This window comes from Micromonospora sp. SD12, from assembly GCF_052068495.1.
Classification (GTDB): domain Bacteria; phylum Actinomycetota; class Actinomycetes; order Mycobacteriales; family Micromonosporaceae; genus Micromonospora; species Micromonospora echinofusca.
The window spans coordinates 684,051-699,322 of sequence record NZ_JBQHDF010000001.1; the positions used below are offsets into that span (position 1 = coordinate 684,051).

Consider the following 15,272-nt stretch of genomic DNA (forward strand, 5'->3'; position numbering starts at 1 on the left):
CAGGGCCGGTCGGCCGGTGGTCGGCGGTTGCCGCGGTCGCCTACCGTCGGTCCAGGCACCACGAACTCAGGAGGCACTTCCATGCGCAGCGAGCTGTTCTCGGCGGAGAACCTTGAGAAGGAGTCCGCGCAGCCCGGCATGCGGCTGCAGAACTCCAAGATGCTGAAGATCGAACTCAACGGCGAGGCGATGGCCCGGGTCGGGTCGATGGTCGCCTACCAGGGGCAGGTGCAGTTCCAGGCGCTCGGCTCCGGCGGGCTCGGCAAGTTCCTGAAGCAGAAGCTCACCGGCGAGGGCGTCCCGCTGATGAAGGTCTCCGGCCGGGGTGACGTCTTCCTCGCCGACTTCGCCAAGGACGTGCACGTCATCGACCTGGAGCCCGGCGACGCGCTCTCGATCAACGGTTCCAGCGTGCTGGCCTTCGACTCCACCCTCCAGTACGACATCCGGATGGTCGGCGGGGCCGGCATGGCATCCTCGTCGGGCCTGTTCAACTGCGTCTTCAGCGGGCACGGGCGGATCGCCATCACCACCAAGGGCACCCCGGTGGTGCTCAACGTCGACGCGCCCACCTACGTGGACCCGCAGGCCGCGGTCTGCTGGTCGGCCAACCTCCAGACCGGCTACCACCGCGCCGAGCAGCTCGGCCTCGGCACGCTGCTCGGCCGGCGCACCGGCGAGTCGTTCACGATGAGCTTCGCCGGTCAGGGCTTCGTCGTCGTCCAGCCCTCCGAGGAGCCGCCGATCATGGGCAGCGGCACCCAGGAGCAGCAGGGCGGTCTGCTCGGCGGCCTGCTGAGCTGACCCGCGCCACCCCGCCACCGCCCCCGCACCGCGATCGCCCGGCCCCGCCGGACCCGACGCCGGCCGGGGGCGGTGCCGTTGCGGGCCCGCCGTCGGTGGTGCGGGCCGTGCCGGTTCGGGCCCGCCGTCGGCGACGAGCGCCGTGCCGTGCCGTGCCGTGCCTTGCTCGCCGTCGGCGGTGCGGGTCGCGTCGTTTCCGGACCGCCGTCGGCGGCGGGAGTCGTGCCGGGGCCGCGCTCAGGTCAGGTCGCCGGCGCGGAGGCGGGCCAGCCAGGCGGCGGCGTCGGCATAGTCGGTGTCCGAGAGGCCCGCCGGGGCCGGGATCGGGCGGTCGCCCGCCCCGGGGAACCGCTGCCGGGGGTACGAGCCCAGGAAACGCACGTCGGCGCAGACCCGGCGCAACCCCTGCAACGCCTCGCCGAGCCGTACGTCCGCCACGTGGCCGGCGCAGTCGAGGAAGAAGACGTAGCGGCCGAGGGCCTCGCCGGTCGGACGGGACTCGATCCGGCTCATGTTGACCCCCCGGACGGCCAGCTCCATCAGCACCGACAGCAACGCGCCCACCCGGTCGTGCGCGATGTAGACCGCCAGGGACGTCACGTCGTCGCCGGTCGGCGGCGGGGGCGGCCCGGGACGGGACACCAGTGCGAAGCGGGTCACCGCGTCCGGGTGGTCGGCGATCTTGTCGGCGAGCACGGCGAGCCGGTGCCGGCCGGCCCCGATCGGGGCGCAGATCGCCGCGTCGTACTCGCCGGCGGCGGCTCCGGCGGCCGCCGCGCCGTTGGAGAGCACGTCGACCACGACGGCGTCGGGCAGGTGCGCGCGCAGCCAGCCACGGCACTGGGTGGACGCCTGCGGGTGGGCGGCGACGCTGCGTACGTGCGGAAGGGCCGTGCCGGGCCGCGCGGCGAGCACGAACTCGACCGGCAGGATCACCTCGCGGGTGATCACCAGGGGTTCGCCCTCGGCGAGTTCGTCCAAGGTGACCCCGACCGCGCCGCCGATCGAGTTCTCCAGCGGCACCAGGGCCGCGTCGGCCTCCCCGGCCCGTACACTCTCCAGCGCCTCCGGCACGCTGCGCGCCGGCGTGCGGCTGCCCCGCTCGGCGGCGGGGATGCTGTTCAACGCCTGCTCGGCGAAGGTGCCCTCCGGCCCGAGGTAGACGAAGCGCGTCGGCGGTGTTCCCGGCATGGCGACAGCCTACGCACCAGGTACGCCGAGCGACCCGGCGTCGCAGACGCGCGTCCGGATGCCGGGCGGCCCGGCGGCACGGACCTCGGCGGTGCAGACGTCGGTGCCGGCGGTGACCAGCCGCGGAGCACCCGGCCGGCCCTGCGTGACCACCTGGAGCGTCTCGTGCCCGGTCACGTCGAGCACGGTGTAGTGCCACTCGCCGGCGCAGAGCGGCCCGGTGCGCACCCGGACCCGGACGCCGTTCGGCAGCACGCCGCCCCGGCCCCGCACCAGGTCCACGATCCGCGCGCCGGAGGGGCCGTCGGGGCACGGGACCGCCACCAGGCCGGAATCGGGCGTGGGGGTGACCGCCCCGGTGCCCGGCAGGCCGGTGGGGGACGGGGGAGTCGGTGGGGCGCTGGACGTCGCGGGGACCGCGGTGCGGGTCGGGGCGGTGGTCGGCGCGGGCTCGCGCAACTCCGGCGGGGTGCCGCAGCCGGCCAGTGGCACCGCGACCAGCAGCGCGACGGCCGCGAGCCGTCGGGCGTACGGCACGGCGGAGATCCGGCGGGCGTACGGCGGCGGGGCCGGTCGGTCGGGGTGCGGGCGCGACCGACCCGCTCCGGGCCCGGCGGCGGGGCCGGACGGTCGGGCGGAGGTGTCGTGGCGCGAGGGGGTGGGCGGCACGGCCGATCCTCGGGACATCGGGGAGCGTCACTGCGGCCGGGAGGCCGAGCCCATCCTAGGAGCAACCGGCGGCCGGGTGAAGATCAGCCGAGGACCCGATGGCCGGCCCGTTCCAGCGCGGCTGTCGCCTCGCGGAGCCGTACGGCGGGAACCAGCAGGTAGTCGGTGTCGTAGGTGGAGAAGGCGACCACGCTGACCCGGGCCGCGGCGAGCGGGTCCACCAGCGCGGCGAGGGTACCGCTGACCGCCAGGTCAAGCGGCTCGGCGACCCGCAGGCAGCGCCAGGCGGTCTCCCCGACGGCCTGCTCGGGCGCCCGGTCGGCGGGGCAGATCAGCGAGATCCCGTCGGCCGTCCAGCTCACCGTGACGACGTCGCCGTCGCTCAGCCCGCCCGACAACTCGGGCGGCAGGGCGGAGCCGGCGGCCAGGCGGCAGACGGCGTACTTCCCCGGCAGCAGAGCGATATCGAGCATGAGGGCACCTTACGGCCTCGGCACGGGCCCGCCCCAGATTCGCCGCGTGCGGCGAACGCCACATCCCGCCGCTGGTCAGACCGGGGAGAAGAACGTGAGCGAACCGGCGACCGTCCCCCTGGTGAACACCGGGGTGGAGATCGCGTCGACGGTCGAGTCCGGCGCGTCGGCCGACGCGCCCTGCACCCGCAGCAGCCCCCGGGCCAGGCGCCCGGAGGAGAGGGCGAGCAGCGGCGGGATCTTGTCGATCTCGGGCTCGGTCAGCTCGCAGCGGTTGGCGGTGAAGTCGAGCAGCCGCAGCCCGCCGTCGAGCAGCGGCAGCCCCGTCACGTCCTCCGGGTCGCCCAGGCAGAGCAGTTCGCAACCGGCGGTGGAGACGGCGACGACCCTCGTCCCGGCGTCGATGAGCAGGCACGGCTCGGCGGCGCTGAAGACGGTCGACGACCACCGACCGAGGTTGTCGAACTCCTGCTCTGTCGATGTTCCCGCCGTGGGCACGAACACGTCAGAGAGCGAGAGTTCGACGTGGGCCACCGCGCCTCCTATGTACACCGACGGTCCGTCCACGCTAGCCGGTCGTCGCGGATGTCGCCGACCGCGCGGGCTCGCCGGGCCGCCGGTTGGGTGAGGGAATGCCCTGACCAGGCGGCCGGCGACGGCGCGGCCGACGGGTGCCGACCGGCGCCCGGGTGCGTGGCGTCGCCGGTGACGTTACCGTCGGTTGGCCGGCTTGTCAGCGGCCGTTCGGCCGCCCTCGTACCACCGGTAGTCGGCGGCCGGCCGGTATGCGCCGTTCAGCCAGGTCTCCGGGTGCTGCGCGACCCGGGACAGCTTCTCGGCCGTGGCCGGGCTGATCCGGCTCCCACCGGCGACGAGCAGGCGGTCCAGCTCGCGGTGGGTGGCCATGAGGCAGTCCTTCGGCAGGCCGTAGACGCTGATGACGCCGGAGCCGACGAAGGTCAGCACCGGCGTCACCGGGATCGGCAGCCCCACCGCGTCGGAGAGGGCCTTGCTGGCGCGCTTGGCGTCGCGGCGGGCCTCGGCCACGTAGGGCGGCCGCTTCCCGTTGATCTGGACCACGTCGCCGGCGACCAGCACCCGGGCGCGGCCGTGGTCGGCGATGGTGACCGCGAAGAGCCCGCTCGGACCGATGGCGAGGAAGCCTGCGCGTTCGTCGCGTTCGTGGTCGAGCAGGAGGTCGGTCGCGTCCGTGCGGGGCCACTCGATGACGTGCCACGCGGGCCCGAGATGGTCGAGCCGGCCGAGCGCCCGTGCCCCGGCCGCCTCCAGCCGCCGGGCGCCCCGCTCCGCGCGACGGCGGCGGGCCCACTCCAACGGGGACGGACGGACGGGTGCGAGCACCCCCGGCGACTCCACGCGGGGATGTGGCACCGCTGCGGGCGGCAGTGCCCGACTGGACGGTACGGCTCGACGAGCGGGAAAGACAGTCATCGCGACCTCCGGCAAAAGGTCCCTCGAAGTTATGTCCTCACTACCCTACGTTGCCAGTCCCCCGTGTCGGCAAGTTGGAACGCCGGAGTGAGTGCGGATGAATGCCATATTCATCCACCCCTGTTTTATCGGATGCCGCCAAACCCTGCCCTACGCTGCGAGGGTGACCCACTACGTGGACAGCGAAGTCGGTCGGCTCGGTACGGTGCTCCTGCACCGCCCCGGCCCCGAGCTCGCCCGGCTCACCCCCCGCAACAACGACTCGCTCCTGTTCGACGCGATCCCTTGGGTCGGACGCGCCCAGGAGGAGCACGACGCCTTCGCCGCCGCCCTGCGCGAGCGCGGGGTCGAGGTGCTCTACCTCGCCACCCTCCTCGCCGAGACGCTCGCCGTCGCCGACGCGCGGGCCGAACTCACCGAGCAGGTGCTCCGCTCGCCGAGGCTCGGCGACTCGCTGCGGGCCCGGGTCGCCGAGCACCTCGCGTACCTCGACCCGGTGGCGCTCGCCGACGTGCTCATCGCGGGGCTGGCCCACGAGGAGCTGCGGGTCAGCCGGGAACGGCCGGGCGGTCTCGTCTACTCCCTGATGGACCGGCACGACTTCGTCATCGACCCGCTGCCGAACCTGCTGTTCACCCGGGACTCCTCGTTCTGGGTCGGCGACCGGGTCGGGGTGACCAGCCTGGCGATGCCGGCGCGGCGGCGCGAGACCACGCTGACCGACGCCATCTACCGGCACCACCCGCGCTTCGCCGGCACGGAACTCGTCTACCAGCCCGGCCTGGAGCACCTGGAGGGCGGCGACGTGCTGCTCCTCGCGCCGGGGGTGCTCGCCGTCGGCGTGGGCGAGCGGACCACCCCGGCCGGGGCGGAGCGCCTCGCCCGGCAGGTCTTCGCCGCCGGGCTCGCGCACACGATCCTCGTCGTGCCGATCGCCCAGGAGCGGGCGACCATGCACCTGGACACCGTCTGCACGATGGTGGACGTCGACGCGGTGCTGATGTACCCGAACATCGCCCACACGCTGTCGGCGTACACCGTCATCGCCGGCGCGGACGGCGCGGACCCGCGGGTCGACGGCCCGGCGCCGTTCCTGCGGGCCGCCGCCGACGCGATGGACCTGCCCCAGCTCCGGGTCATCGACACCGGCCTGGACCCGGTCACCGCGGAACGCGAGCAGTGGGACGACGGCAACAACACCCTGGCGATCGCGCCCCGGCTCTGCGTGGGCTACGAGCGCAACACCGAGACCAACGCGCAGCTGGAGCGGGCCGGCATCGAGGTCATCCCGATCGCCAGCTCGGAGCTGGGCTCGGGCCGGGGCGGGCCGCGCTGCATGTCCTGTCCCCTGGTCCGCGAGCCGCTGGGCGGGGCGGGAACGCCCCCTGCCGGCCGCCCGTAGCCGCACCGGTGCGGACCAGGAGGCCGCCGGGCCGGGCCCGGTGCCCCCGCCGCGACGGGCGGGGGCACCCCGGCTCAGCGCAGGGTGAGCTGGCGGCCGAGCAGGCCGTGGCGGGCCCGCCGGCCGGCGGCGTCCAGCGGGGCCGGCTCGGCGAGTGCCTCCGCGTACCGCTTGGCGAAGTCGGCGACCGGCTGCTCCCAGTCGGCGGCCGGGACGTCCTCCGGCAGGTCCCAGACGGGCACCAGCCGGCCGTGGGCCCGGAACATGCCCGCGAACCGGGTGTTCCCGCCGAGGACCAGCGTGCCGGCCACGCTCAGCCGGGCCAGCGCGTCCAGCGCGGCGTCCTCGTCGTCGGGCAGCACCCAGCGCACGTGCGCCTTCTCCGGCACCTGGCACCAGTACGCCGCGCGGGCGGCGGTGAGCCGGACGGTCGGGTATATGGCGGCGTTCGCCCGCTCCAGGGACGCCTGCACGTTCGGGTCGTCGCCGGCCCCCGGGTCGAGCCAGAACTCGAACCCGTCGTGCATGCTGACCTCCAGCGGGCCGTCGACCAGGACGTCCTGCAACCGGGGGCCGGGGCCGGGCAGCGGCGGCACGGCCACGGGGCGCCCCGGCTCGGTCCGCAGCGCGCAGAGCAGCGCCTCGGCCAGGTCCCGGGAGACGTCGCCCGACTGGATGTGGCGCTGGAGCCCGATGAGGACCCGCCCGTCGGGCTTGGTCATGGCCGGGGCGGCCATCGGCAGCACGGTGGCCAGGACGACCTCCCGCTCGCCGAACTCCTCCACCAGGGCGGGAGCCAGCCGCAGCGGCGCCGAGGCGGCCGGCACCAGTTCCCGCAGGGCGATCCACTCCGGCTCGTCGGTCAGCCCCTCGAACGGTCGGGGCACGAAGATGTCCCGCACCTTCTCCCGCTTGGGGGTGGCTTCGGCGGCCCGCTGGCTCTTTCGACGCTTGCTCACGGCGACACAGCCTAGAGGCCCCGGCCGGGCGGCGGGGGCAGGACCCGCCCTCGCGGTCGGTCAGCCGGCCACGGCCAGGTCCGACCGGGTGATCTCCGTCGGGTCGAACTCGGCCCACACGCTCTGGCCCAGGCCGTCGCGCTCGACTCCCCAGCGGTCGGCCAGCCCCGTGACGATGTGCAGCCCCCGGCCGTCGACGGCGTCGGTGTCGGCGATCCGCATGGTGGGGCCCGCGGCGGCGCCGCCGTCGGTCACCCGGAGCTGCACCTGCTGCCCGGCCAGTGAGGCGCGTAGCCGCCAGGCCACCCGGACCACCCCGCCGGGCAGGGGGTCGGCGTGCCGGACCGCGTTGCCCACCAGCTCTGCCAGGACCGCGACGAGGTCGGCCAGGAGCGGCGGGGGTACGACGTCGGTCAGTTCCTCGGCCAGCCGCCGCCGCGCCAGCCGTGCCCCAGCGGGGTGGTGAGGCACCACCACGCACCATGCCCGATCGGCAGCTCCCGTCGACACCTTCGCCCCTTCACGCCCCCGTTGCCCGTCGCCGTCACCCGCGGGGCAGCCGCACCTCTGCGACCGTACCGCCACCGGCCCTCGGCCGTAGGGATACCCATCCATTCTGCTGTTCAACGATCCGACGGACGAGATAGAGGCCGAGTCCGGCCCCGGGATAGCGGCGACGGTCGCCCGACTCGCCCTGCCAGAACCGGTCGAAGGCCCGCTCCACGTGCTCCGGCCGGATGCCGACGCCCCGGTCGCCGACCTGGAAGAAGACCGTCGACCCGTCGGCCCCGGCGGTGATCTCGACGGGCGAGTCCGGCGCGGAGTACTTGCCGGCGTTCGTGCACAGCTCCGTGAGCATGGTGGCCAGGCTCGGCCGGTGACCGAGCGCCTTCGGCAGGTCGGTGGGGAGGCGCAGGACGATCCGCTGCCGCAGCTCCGCCGGCAGGTCGGCCGCCGCCGTGCGCAGCGCGTCCCCGAGGTCGTACGGGGCTGGGGGATCGTCGCCCGGCCCCGCCTCGGCGGCGGAGGAGAGCAGCCGGTCCACCAGCCGGGCCAGCTCGTTGGCGCGTTGCCCGATCACCCGGGCGGCCTGCCGCCGGTCGGTCTCGGTCAACGACTCCCAGTGGTCGGTGAGCGTGTCCGCGTAGCCCTTGATGACGGTCACCGGCGTACGCAGCTCGTGGCTGGTCACCGCGACGAAGAGGTCCCGGTCGTGGTCGCGGCGCTGCTGGTCGGTGATGTCGCGGAAGGTGACCACCCGCAGGGTGCCGGGACCGGGCAGCTCACCCGAGGTGATCTTCAGCCAGCGCCCGTCCGGCAGCCGGTGGTCGAGCACCCGCCCGGAGGGGGGCAGCGGGAAGGGCAGCGGCCGGTTGAGCGCCTGGTCCGTGGGGCGGCCGGTGACCCGCGCGGCGGCCGGGTTCCAGAGCCGGACGTGGCCGTCGCGGTCGACCACGGCCAGGCCGTCCGCCAGCGCCGCCACCACCGGCCCGTCGCCGTGCACGGGCAGCCCGGTCTGGTCGCCGTACATGTGGGCGATGCAGGAGGCGACGTAGCCCACGACGGCGTGCTGCTCGGCGTCCAGCCGGTCGGCGCCGTCCGGGTAGAGCACGTGCAGACTGCCGACCGTCAGGCCGCCGACCTCCGCGCGGGAGACCACCATCCGCCGCAGGCCCCGCTCGGCGAGCTCGCCGGAGAGCCCGCCGGTGAGCTCGTCCGTGCGGGCCTGGCGTACGCGGGCGCCGGAGAGCAGGCAGACGGTGGCGGGGTCGTCGGCCGGCACGGGGCGGCCGACGGCCCACTCGGCGGCGCCGGTCGCGGCGATCACCCGGCCACCGGTCGGCGCGAACTCGACGAACGCCGTACCCGCCGCACCGAGCGCCGCCTGGGCCACGTCGAGCAGGCGGATGAGCACCGGCAGGCCGGTGCCACCCGAGTTGATCATTTCGATCACCGTGGTGTGGCCGGCGATGAGAGCGGAGAAATCGGTGCGCTCCGGCATGCTCCGAGTGTGCCCCGCCGGCCCGTCCCGGGACACCCCTGCCCGGCGCTCAGCACGACCGCCCGTACGGGCTGCCCGCCCGACCGGGCCGCCGCCCGGCGCCATGCCGGTCAGCGGCCCAGGCGGGCCAGCGTGTGCGCCGGCCGGTCGGTGATGACGCCGTCCACCCCGGCGGCCAGGACGAGGTCCAGGTCGGCCGGCTCGTTGACGGTCCACACGTAGACCTGGTTGCCCGCCGCCCGCAGCGCGGGCACCAGCTGCGGGCGGGCCCGCACCAGGGCGACGCCCGGGCCGGCGGTCCGGATGCCGAACGGCAGCCGCCCCGGCCGCACCCAGCGCGGCAGCACGTCCAGCAGCAGCACCGTGGGCAGCGCGGGGGCCAGCCCCCGGATCCGGCGTACGGCCAGCGGGGAGAACGACATCACGGTGACGCGTACCGGATCGTCCGGTTTCGGCTCGGCCAGGCCGTAGCGGCGCAGCAGCGCGACGAGCCGGCGCTCGACGTTCCCACCGTGACGGGAGGGGTGCTTGGTCTCCACCAGCAGCCGCACCGGCCGGCCCGCGGCCAGCACCGCGTCCAGCAGCCGTTCGAGGGTGAGCAGCCGGGTGTGCGACTCGTCCAGCACCTCGTCGCCGTCGGCGGGCGCGCAGCCGGGGTGCCAGGAGCCGAAGTCCAGCGCCTCCAACTCCGCGAGGGTACGCGCGCTGACCAGCCCCTGGCCGTTGCTGGTGCGGTCGAGCCGACGGTCGTGCACGCAGACCAGGTGCCCGTCGCGGGTCAGCCGGACGTCGCACTCCAGCCCGTCCGCGCCCTCGTCGAGGGCACGCAGGTAGGCCGCGAGGGTGTGCTCGGGCAGGTCGTGGGAGGCGCCGCGGTGGGCGAAGACGAGAGGAGCGTCCATCCCGCCCGTCCTAGAGGACCCGGCCCGGCTGCCCGTCCTCGCCGACCACCGGTCGCCCGGCGGCGGCCCACTCGCCCATCCCGCCCTCGACGTTGCGCACCTGGTCCCAACCGTTGCGCATGAGGTAGGTGACGACCTGCGCGGAGCGCCCGCCGGAGCGGCAGATGACGGCGACGTCGCGGTCGGTCGGCACCTCGGCGATGCGGGCCGGCAGCTCCATCATCGGCAGGTGGTGCGCGCCGGGGGCGTGGCCGGCGTTCCACTCGTCGTCCTCCCGGACGTCGAGCAGGTACGCGTCGTCGGCGATCTCGGGCACGGTCACGGTGGGAACCTGGGATCCGAACACGGGCCAAGCCTAGATCCTCGCCCGGCCGGCCGGCGGCGGGCCGGTCCCCGGCGTCACAGTCGGGTGACCCAGCGCGGGTTGGCCCGCGCCCAGTCCGGTACGCGGGTGCCGCGTACCGCCTCGAAGAGGCCGTTCCCGCCGTTGTCGAGGACCACGTACGACACCTGGTCGATGGTCTGTGGGTGGGAGGGGACCTGCACGCCACGCAGCGCGTCGGCCGGCAGGTCGCGCAGCGCGAGGACCAGCTCCTCCAGCGGTACGCCGTTGGTGTCCACGGTCAACGAGCCGCCGACGGCGCGGATGACCTGGTCCAGCTTGACCGGGTTGGTCCGCAGCGACGTCTCGCTCGTGCGCTCCAGCACGGCCCGGAGCAGTTGCTGCTGGTGGGTCTGCCGGTCGTAGTCGCCGCCTGGCAGGTCGTAGCGCTGCCGGACGAAGTCCAGCGCCTCGCCGCCGTCCATCTGCTGGCAGCCGGGCGGGAAGACGCGGTCGGTGTGGATCGAGCGGACCTCGGTGTCGACGCACATGCGTACGCCGCCGAGCAGGTCGATGACCTTGCGGAAGCCGGAGAAGTCGATCAGGGCCGCGCCGTCGAAGCGGATGCCGGTCAGCCGGGCCAGGGTGGCCGAGAGCAGCCGGGTGCCGGGCTGGCCGCCCCCGCCGTGCTCGTACGCGGCATTGATCTTGTCCTGGCCGCCGCCGTAGCCGTTGCCGGCGGGGATGGCGACGAGCAGGTCCCGGGGCACGGAGACCAGGTACGCCTCGCGCCCGCCGGCCGGGACGTGCACGATGAGGATGGTGTCCGAGCGGCGGTTCGCCGCGCTGCCGCTCTGCCACCGGTCGGTCCCCACCAGCAGGTAGTTCAGTGGCCCGTCGGGGTCGGTGCGCTCCTGGCGGGCGGTGGGGTCGAGCAGTTGCTCCCGCACGACGCTGCGCTCGTAGCGGTCGGTCAGGGTGCGCAGGCCCGCCACGGCGAGCCCGGCCAGCAGCACCAGGGCCAGGCCCAGGCCGAGCAGCAGCCGGGGCCAGCGGACGCGGCGCGGCCGGGCGGGCCGGGGAGCGACCCCCCGGCTCCGGCCGTCGTCCGCCGATCTGGACGTGACGCCTCCCCGCGACCCGTACGTGAACCCTTCTCACGTCAGGCTACGAGGCGACCGGGGCGACCCGGGCCGCTTCGCCGACATTGCGCGGCCCGGGCCGCTCTACCGACATTGCGCGGCCCGGGCGGACACCCGGCGGGCGGGCCCCGCTACTCGCGGTTGGAGACCACCTCGGGGTTGGCGAAGACGAACTCGGCCAGCTTGTCCTGCTTCGCCGCGCGGAACATGTCCAGCGTCTGCGCGCTGAGCGTCTCGCGGGTGCCGTCGCTGTGGAAGGTGCCGCCGTTGGTCTTCAGCATCACCAGGTCGTTGCCGGTCACCCCGCGCATGGTGAAGACGAAGTCGGCGACCGGCACGCCGCCGGTGTCCAGGATGAACGCCTTGCCGGCCGCGTCCATCAGCTTGTTCAGCTTGATCGGGTTGGTCAGCGTCCCGTCCTGGGTGGCCTTCTTCGCCATCGCCTTGATCAGTTGCTGCTGGTTCTGCTGCCGGTCGTAGTCGCCGTTCTTGAGGCTCTTGCGCTGCCGGGAGTAGTCCAGCGCCGCCCAGCCCTCCATCTCGCGGCAGCCCTTCTTGTGCACCACGGGCGTCCGCGGCTTGCCGGTCTTCTTCGCGTCGGCGTTCCACATCGGCTTGCCGTCCACGTACGACATGTGGATCGACTCGACCTCCTGCTTGACGCAGATGCGCACGGTGCCGAGGGCCTCGATGACGTTCTTGAATCCGCCGAAGTTGATGATCGCCGCGCCGTCGAAGCTGATCCCGGTCATCTTCTTGATCGTCTGCGCCATCAGCTGGGCGCCGCCCTCCCAGCCGCCGCCGTTGCGGGCGCCGGCCTGGAACGCCGCGTTGATCTTGTCGGTGCCGCCCGAGTAGCCGCTCTTCTTGAACGCCGGGATCTGCGCCTCGGTGTCCCGGGGGATCGAGATCAGGTACGCCTGGTCGTGCGTCGCCGGGATGTGCAGCACGATGATGCTGTCCGCCCGTACGTCGTCGGCGGCCCACCGCTCCCGGGCGTCCACGCCGAGCAGCAGCATGTCGATCGGGCCGTCCAGGCTGGCGCCACCCTCGGCGTCGGTCTTGCCCGCGTCACCGAGCAGGTTGCGCTGGGCGATGTTGCCGGTGGCGCTGCTGATCAGCGCCTTGCTGCCGACGATGGCCGCGCCGCTGGCGACCATCAGCACGGCGCCGAAGATCAGGGTGAGTCGGGCCCAGAGCGGGTCCTTGCGGCGAGACCGCTTCCTCGCGGACCCGCCACCGGGCTTGCCGCCCTTGACGGGCTGCTTCGGGATGCTCGTGGAGGCCCGGATCGGGCCGCGGGGGGACTCCAGCGCCGGAGGGCGACGGCTGGTCTGAACCGGCATGCGTGCTCCAGCTCGCGTTGTCAGGGGGCGGGATCACTTTACGGACGCTTTCCCGTCCTGGCGAGGTCGTCCGACCGTCAAATACCGTTCGTACGGCCGTCATCCAGGAGAACTGACCGAACGGACAGATCGATACGGCTGGTCGGCGGTTGGCTCACAGGAAGCGGCCGGCCGGCCCTCCGAATCGTGATGACGTCCGTCGATCACGAGGGAGGGCCGGCCGGCGGCACTGCTCAGTTTCCGGTGCCGTCCTTCTTCTGGTTGGCCTCGACCCAGGCCGTCATGGTGTCGGCCGACATGGCCTTGTACATGGTCAGCGCCTTCTCCCTGTCCGACACCACCACCGACTCGCCGTTGATGGTCTGGCTGCCGACGTGCGGACTGGTCACGAAGGTGAGGTTCTCGCCGCGCAGGTTGCGGAACTGCACCCCCATGTCGACCAGCGAGAAACCCTGGTCGACGGTGACCGCGGCGGTCACCGACTTGAGGAAGTCGTTCAGCTTCTTCGGGTTGGTCAGCGTGCCCGTGCTCGCCGCCTTGTCCATCAGGGCGCGGAGGAACTCCTGCTGGTGGCGCATCCGGGCGAAGTCGCCGTCCGGGAACTGCTTGCGCTGCCGGATCCAGTCCAGCGCCTCGGCGCCGTCCATGTGGTTGGTGCCCTTGGTGAACGTCCGGTACGGCTTGTGGATCGAGGTGATGGTCCGCTCGACCTTGAGGTCGACACCGCCGAGCGCGTCGGTGACCTGCTTGAAGCCGGCGAAGTCGATCGCCATCACGTGGTCGAGCCGGACGTCCGTGAAGCACTCGACCGTCCGGACGGCCAACGGCAGCCCGCCGAAGGCGAAGGCCCCGTTGATCTTCCCCCGCTGCCCGGAGCCGCAGTCCGCGTTGGCACTCTCCGGGATCGGCACGTAGAGGTCGCGGGGGATGGAGACCAGGTAGGCCTTCTGGTGGTCCGACGGGATGTGCATCACGATGATCGTGTCGGCCCGCCACTTGCTGGACTTGTCCACCGGGGCGTCCGGGTCCCGGGAGTCGCTGCCGACCAGCAGGATGTTCAGCGCGCCGTCCACCGCCTTGGCCGGGCGGCCCCCGGTGATCTCCGAGAACGGATCGGTGCGGGCCAAATCGTCGTTGAGGCCGCGGGCGTAGAACCAGGCGCCCGCCCCACCGAGCAGCGCGAGCACCAGCACGGCCACGCCGGCCACCAGGGCGATGCGGCCCCAGCGCGGGCGTACGCCCCGCCTGCCCGGCCGCTCCGGCCCGCCCGGACCGGTCGTCCCCCCACCAGGCCCGCCGGGGCCGGCGGGACCGCCCGGGCCGCCGGCGCGCGGCTCGTCCGGGGACGGGGACCAGCGGGCCTCGGCGGGCCGGGCGCGGCCGGCGTCCCGGCCGGAGCCGGGCACCGAGGCGCGCCCGGCGCTGCGGTGCAGGTGCGGGAGTGGAACTCCGGCGGGCATGGTCGCTGACATGTAACTCAGGGTACGTACGCGCGGCCACTGTCGCCCCGTAGCGCCGCCGACGTGTGCGCCGGCGGCGGGGCGCGCTCGCTACGCGATCCGCTCGCGGAAGTACTCGATGGTGCGGCGCAGGCCGTCCTCGGGCGCCACGGTCGGCTCGTATCCGAGCAGCTCGCGGGCGAGGGTCAGGTCCGGGCGGCGCATCTCCGGGTCGTCGGCGCTGCGGGTGATGTAGGTCACCTCGGAGCTGCTACCGGTGAGCGACACGATCGTCTCGGCCAGCTGCCGCATGCTCATCTCGTGCTCGGTGCCGCAGTTGATCGGCCCCGTCTCGCGGGAGTCGAGCAGCAGCAGGATGCCGTGCACCAGGTCGGACACGTAGCAGATCGACCGGGTCTGGTTGCCGGTGCCGTGCACGGTGATCGGCTCGCCGCGCAGCGCCTGGGAGATGAAGGTCGGGATGGCCCGGCCGTCGTCCGGGCGCATCCGCGGGCCGTACGTGTTGAAGATCCGGACGATGGCCGTGTCCAGCCCACGGCTGCGGTGGTAGGCCATGGTGGCCGCCTCGGAGAAGCGCTTCGCCTCGTCGTAGACGCTGCGGACGCCGATCGGGTTGACGTTGCCCCAGTACGACTCGCGCTGCGGGTGCTCCTTCGGGTCCCCGTACGCCTCGGAGGTGGAGGCCATCAGGAAGCGGGCGCCGTCGGCGACCGCGCGGTCCAGCAGGTGCAGGGTGGCCACCGAGCCGACGCGGAGGATCTCCACCGGCAGCTTCTCGAAGTCGGTCGGGCTCGCCGGCGAGGCCATGTGCAGGATGGCGTCGAACCGCTCGGCCATCGCCGGGTGGTGGGTCGGCAGACCGTCGGAGATGTCGGCCTCGACCAGGGTGAAGTTCGGCTCGTCCAGCAGGTGGGCGACGTTCTCCTTCGACCCGGTGATGAAGTTGTCGAGCGCGACCACGGTGCAGCCGCGAGCGATCAGGGCGTCCACCAGGTGCGACGGTACGAAGCCGGCGCCGCCCGTGACGAGGATGCGGTGACCGGGTCCGAAACGGGCGACAGCGTTCATGCCGGTCAGCCTACCGAGTGCCCAGGTCCGCCCGGCGCAAGGAAGGGACCCCCGTCACCGAGGGCCCCTTCCGCACTGCT

16 protein-coding genes are annotated in these 15,272 nt (G+C 73.7%); 2 read left to right on the top strand and 14 right to left on the bottom strand.

Annotation, left to right across the window (positions count from 1 at the left end):
* Positions 1 to 81 precede the first annotated feature (81 nt).
* Positions 82 to 804, top strand: a complete 723-nt coding sequence (locus tag ACTMS2_RS03245) for an AIM24 family protein (protein ID WP_441173970.1) — start codon at positions 82 to 84, stop codon at positions 802 to 804.
* Between the two features lie 237 nt (positions 805 to 1,041).
* Here the strand turns inward: ACTMS2_RS03245 and pheA are convergent, their stop codons facing one another.
* From pheA to ACTMS2_RS03270, 5 genes are all read right to left on the bottom strand, one after another.
* Positions 1,042 to 1,995 (bottom strand): prephenate dehydratase, encoded by a 954-nt coding sequence (pheA, locus tag ACTMS2_RS03250; protein WP_441173971.1) that lies wholly within the window; start codon positions 1,993 to 1,995, stop codon positions 1,042 to 1,044.
* A 9-nt stretch (positions 1,996 to 2,004) separates the two neighbouring features.
* Positions 2,005 to 2,682 (bottom strand): hypothetical protein, encoded by a 678-nt coding sequence (locus ACTMS2_RS03255; RefSeq protein ID WP_441173972.1) that lies wholly within the window; start codon positions 2,680 to 2,682, stop codon positions 2,005 to 2,007.
* Between the two features lie 65 nt (positions 2,683 to 2,747).
* Entirely contained in the window at positions 2,748 to 3,137 is a 390-nt protein-coding gene (locus tag ACTMS2_RS03260; RefSeq protein WP_089002865.1) for an ACT domain-containing protein, read from the bottom strand.
* Between the two features lie 75 nt (positions 3,138 to 3,212).
* The gene (locus ACTMS2_RS03265; RefSeq protein WP_441173973.1) at positions 3,213 to 3,671 is read right to left on the bottom strand and encodes a hypothetical protein; all 459 of its coding nucleotides are present in this window, start codon (positions 3,669 to 3,671) and stop codon (positions 3,213 to 3,215) included.
* A gap of 177 nt (positions 3,672 to 3,848) precedes the next feature.
* A complete protein-coding gene (locus ACTMS2_RS03270) occupies positions 3,849 to 4,589 on the bottom strand; it encodes a hypothetical protein (RefSeq protein WP_363622966.1) in 741 nt (246 codons plus the stop codon).
* A 163-nt stretch (positions 4,590 to 4,752) separates the two neighbouring features.
* Here ACTMS2_RS03270 and ACTMS2_RS03275 point away from each other — a divergent pair, with 163 nt between their 5' ends.
* The gene (locus ACTMS2_RS03275; protein WP_101413382.1) at positions 4,753 to 5,991 is read left to right on the top strand and encodes an arginine deiminase; all 1,239 of its coding nucleotides are present in this window, start codon (positions 4,753 to 4,755) and stop codon (positions 5,989 to 5,991) included.
* Positions 5,992 to 6,065: 74 nt separating this feature from the next.
* Here ACTMS2_RS03275 and ACTMS2_RS03280 read toward each other — a convergent pair whose 3' ends face one another.
* The 9 genes from ACTMS2_RS03280 to ACTMS2_RS03320 form a co-directional block, all read right to left on the bottom strand.
* Complete coding sequence (locus tag ACTMS2_RS03280) at positions 6,066 to 6,950, bottom strand: DUF5926 family protein (protein ID WP_441173974.1); 885 nt, start codon at positions 6,948 to 6,950, stop codon at positions 6,066 to 6,068.
* Positions 6,951 to 7,010: 60 nt separating this feature from the next.
* Positions 7,011 to 7,427 carry an ATP-binding protein gene (locus ACTMS2_RS03285; protein ID WP_441173975.1) on the bottom strand — a complete coding sequence of 139 codons (417 nt, stop codon included), beginning with the start codon at positions 7,425 to 7,427 and terminating at the stop codon, positions 7,011 to 7,013.
* Between the two features lie 67 nt (positions 7,428 to 7,494).
* Positions 7,495 to 8,952 (bottom strand): PAS domain-containing sensor histidine kinase, encoded by a 1,458-nt coding sequence (locus tag ACTMS2_RS03290; RefSeq protein ID WP_441173976.1) that lies wholly within the window; start codon positions 8,950 to 8,952, stop codon positions 7,495 to 7,497.
* A 110-nt stretch (positions 8,953 to 9,062) separates the two neighbouring features.
* Positions 9,063 to 9,854 carry a glycerophosphodiester phosphodiesterase gene (locus ACTMS2_RS03295; RefSeq protein WP_441173977.1) on the bottom strand — a complete coding sequence of 264 codons (792 nt, stop codon included), beginning with the start codon at positions 9,852 to 9,854 and terminating at the stop codon, positions 9,063 to 9,065.
* A 10-nt stretch (positions 9,855 to 9,864) separates the two neighbouring features.
* Complete coding sequence (locus ACTMS2_RS03300) at positions 9,865 to 10,200, bottom strand: rhodanese-like domain-containing protein (RefSeq protein WP_089002873.1); 336 nt, start codon at positions 10,198 to 10,200, stop codon at positions 9,865 to 9,867.
* Positions 10,201 to 10,253: 53 nt separating this feature from the next.
* Complete coding sequence (locus ACTMS2_RS03305) at positions 10,254 to 11,192, bottom strand: LCP family protein (protein ID WP_441173979.1); 939 nt, start codon at positions 11,190 to 11,192, stop codon at positions 10,254 to 10,256.
* 257 nt (positions 11,193 to 11,449) lie between these two features.
* The gene (locus ACTMS2_RS03310) at positions 11,450 to 12,664 is read right to left on the bottom strand and encodes an LCP family protein (RefSeq protein WP_441173981.1); all 1,215 of its coding nucleotides are present in this window, start codon (positions 12,662 to 12,664) and stop codon (positions 11,450 to 11,452) included.
* Positions 12,665 to 12,897: 233 nt separating this feature from the next.
* Positions 12,898 to 14,136 carry an LCP family protein gene (locus ACTMS2_RS03315; protein ID WP_441173982.1) on the bottom strand — a complete coding sequence of 413 codons (1,239 nt, stop codon included), beginning with the start codon at positions 14,134 to 14,136 and terminating at the stop codon, positions 12,898 to 12,900.
* A 78-nt stretch (positions 14,137 to 14,214) separates the two neighbouring features.
* Positions 14,215 to 15,192 (bottom strand): UDP-glucuronic acid decarboxylase family protein, encoded by a 978-nt coding sequence (locus ACTMS2_RS03320; protein WP_441173984.1) that lies wholly within the window; start codon positions 15,190 to 15,192, stop codon positions 14,215 to 14,217.
* Positions 15,193 to 15,272 lie beyond the last annotated feature (80 nt).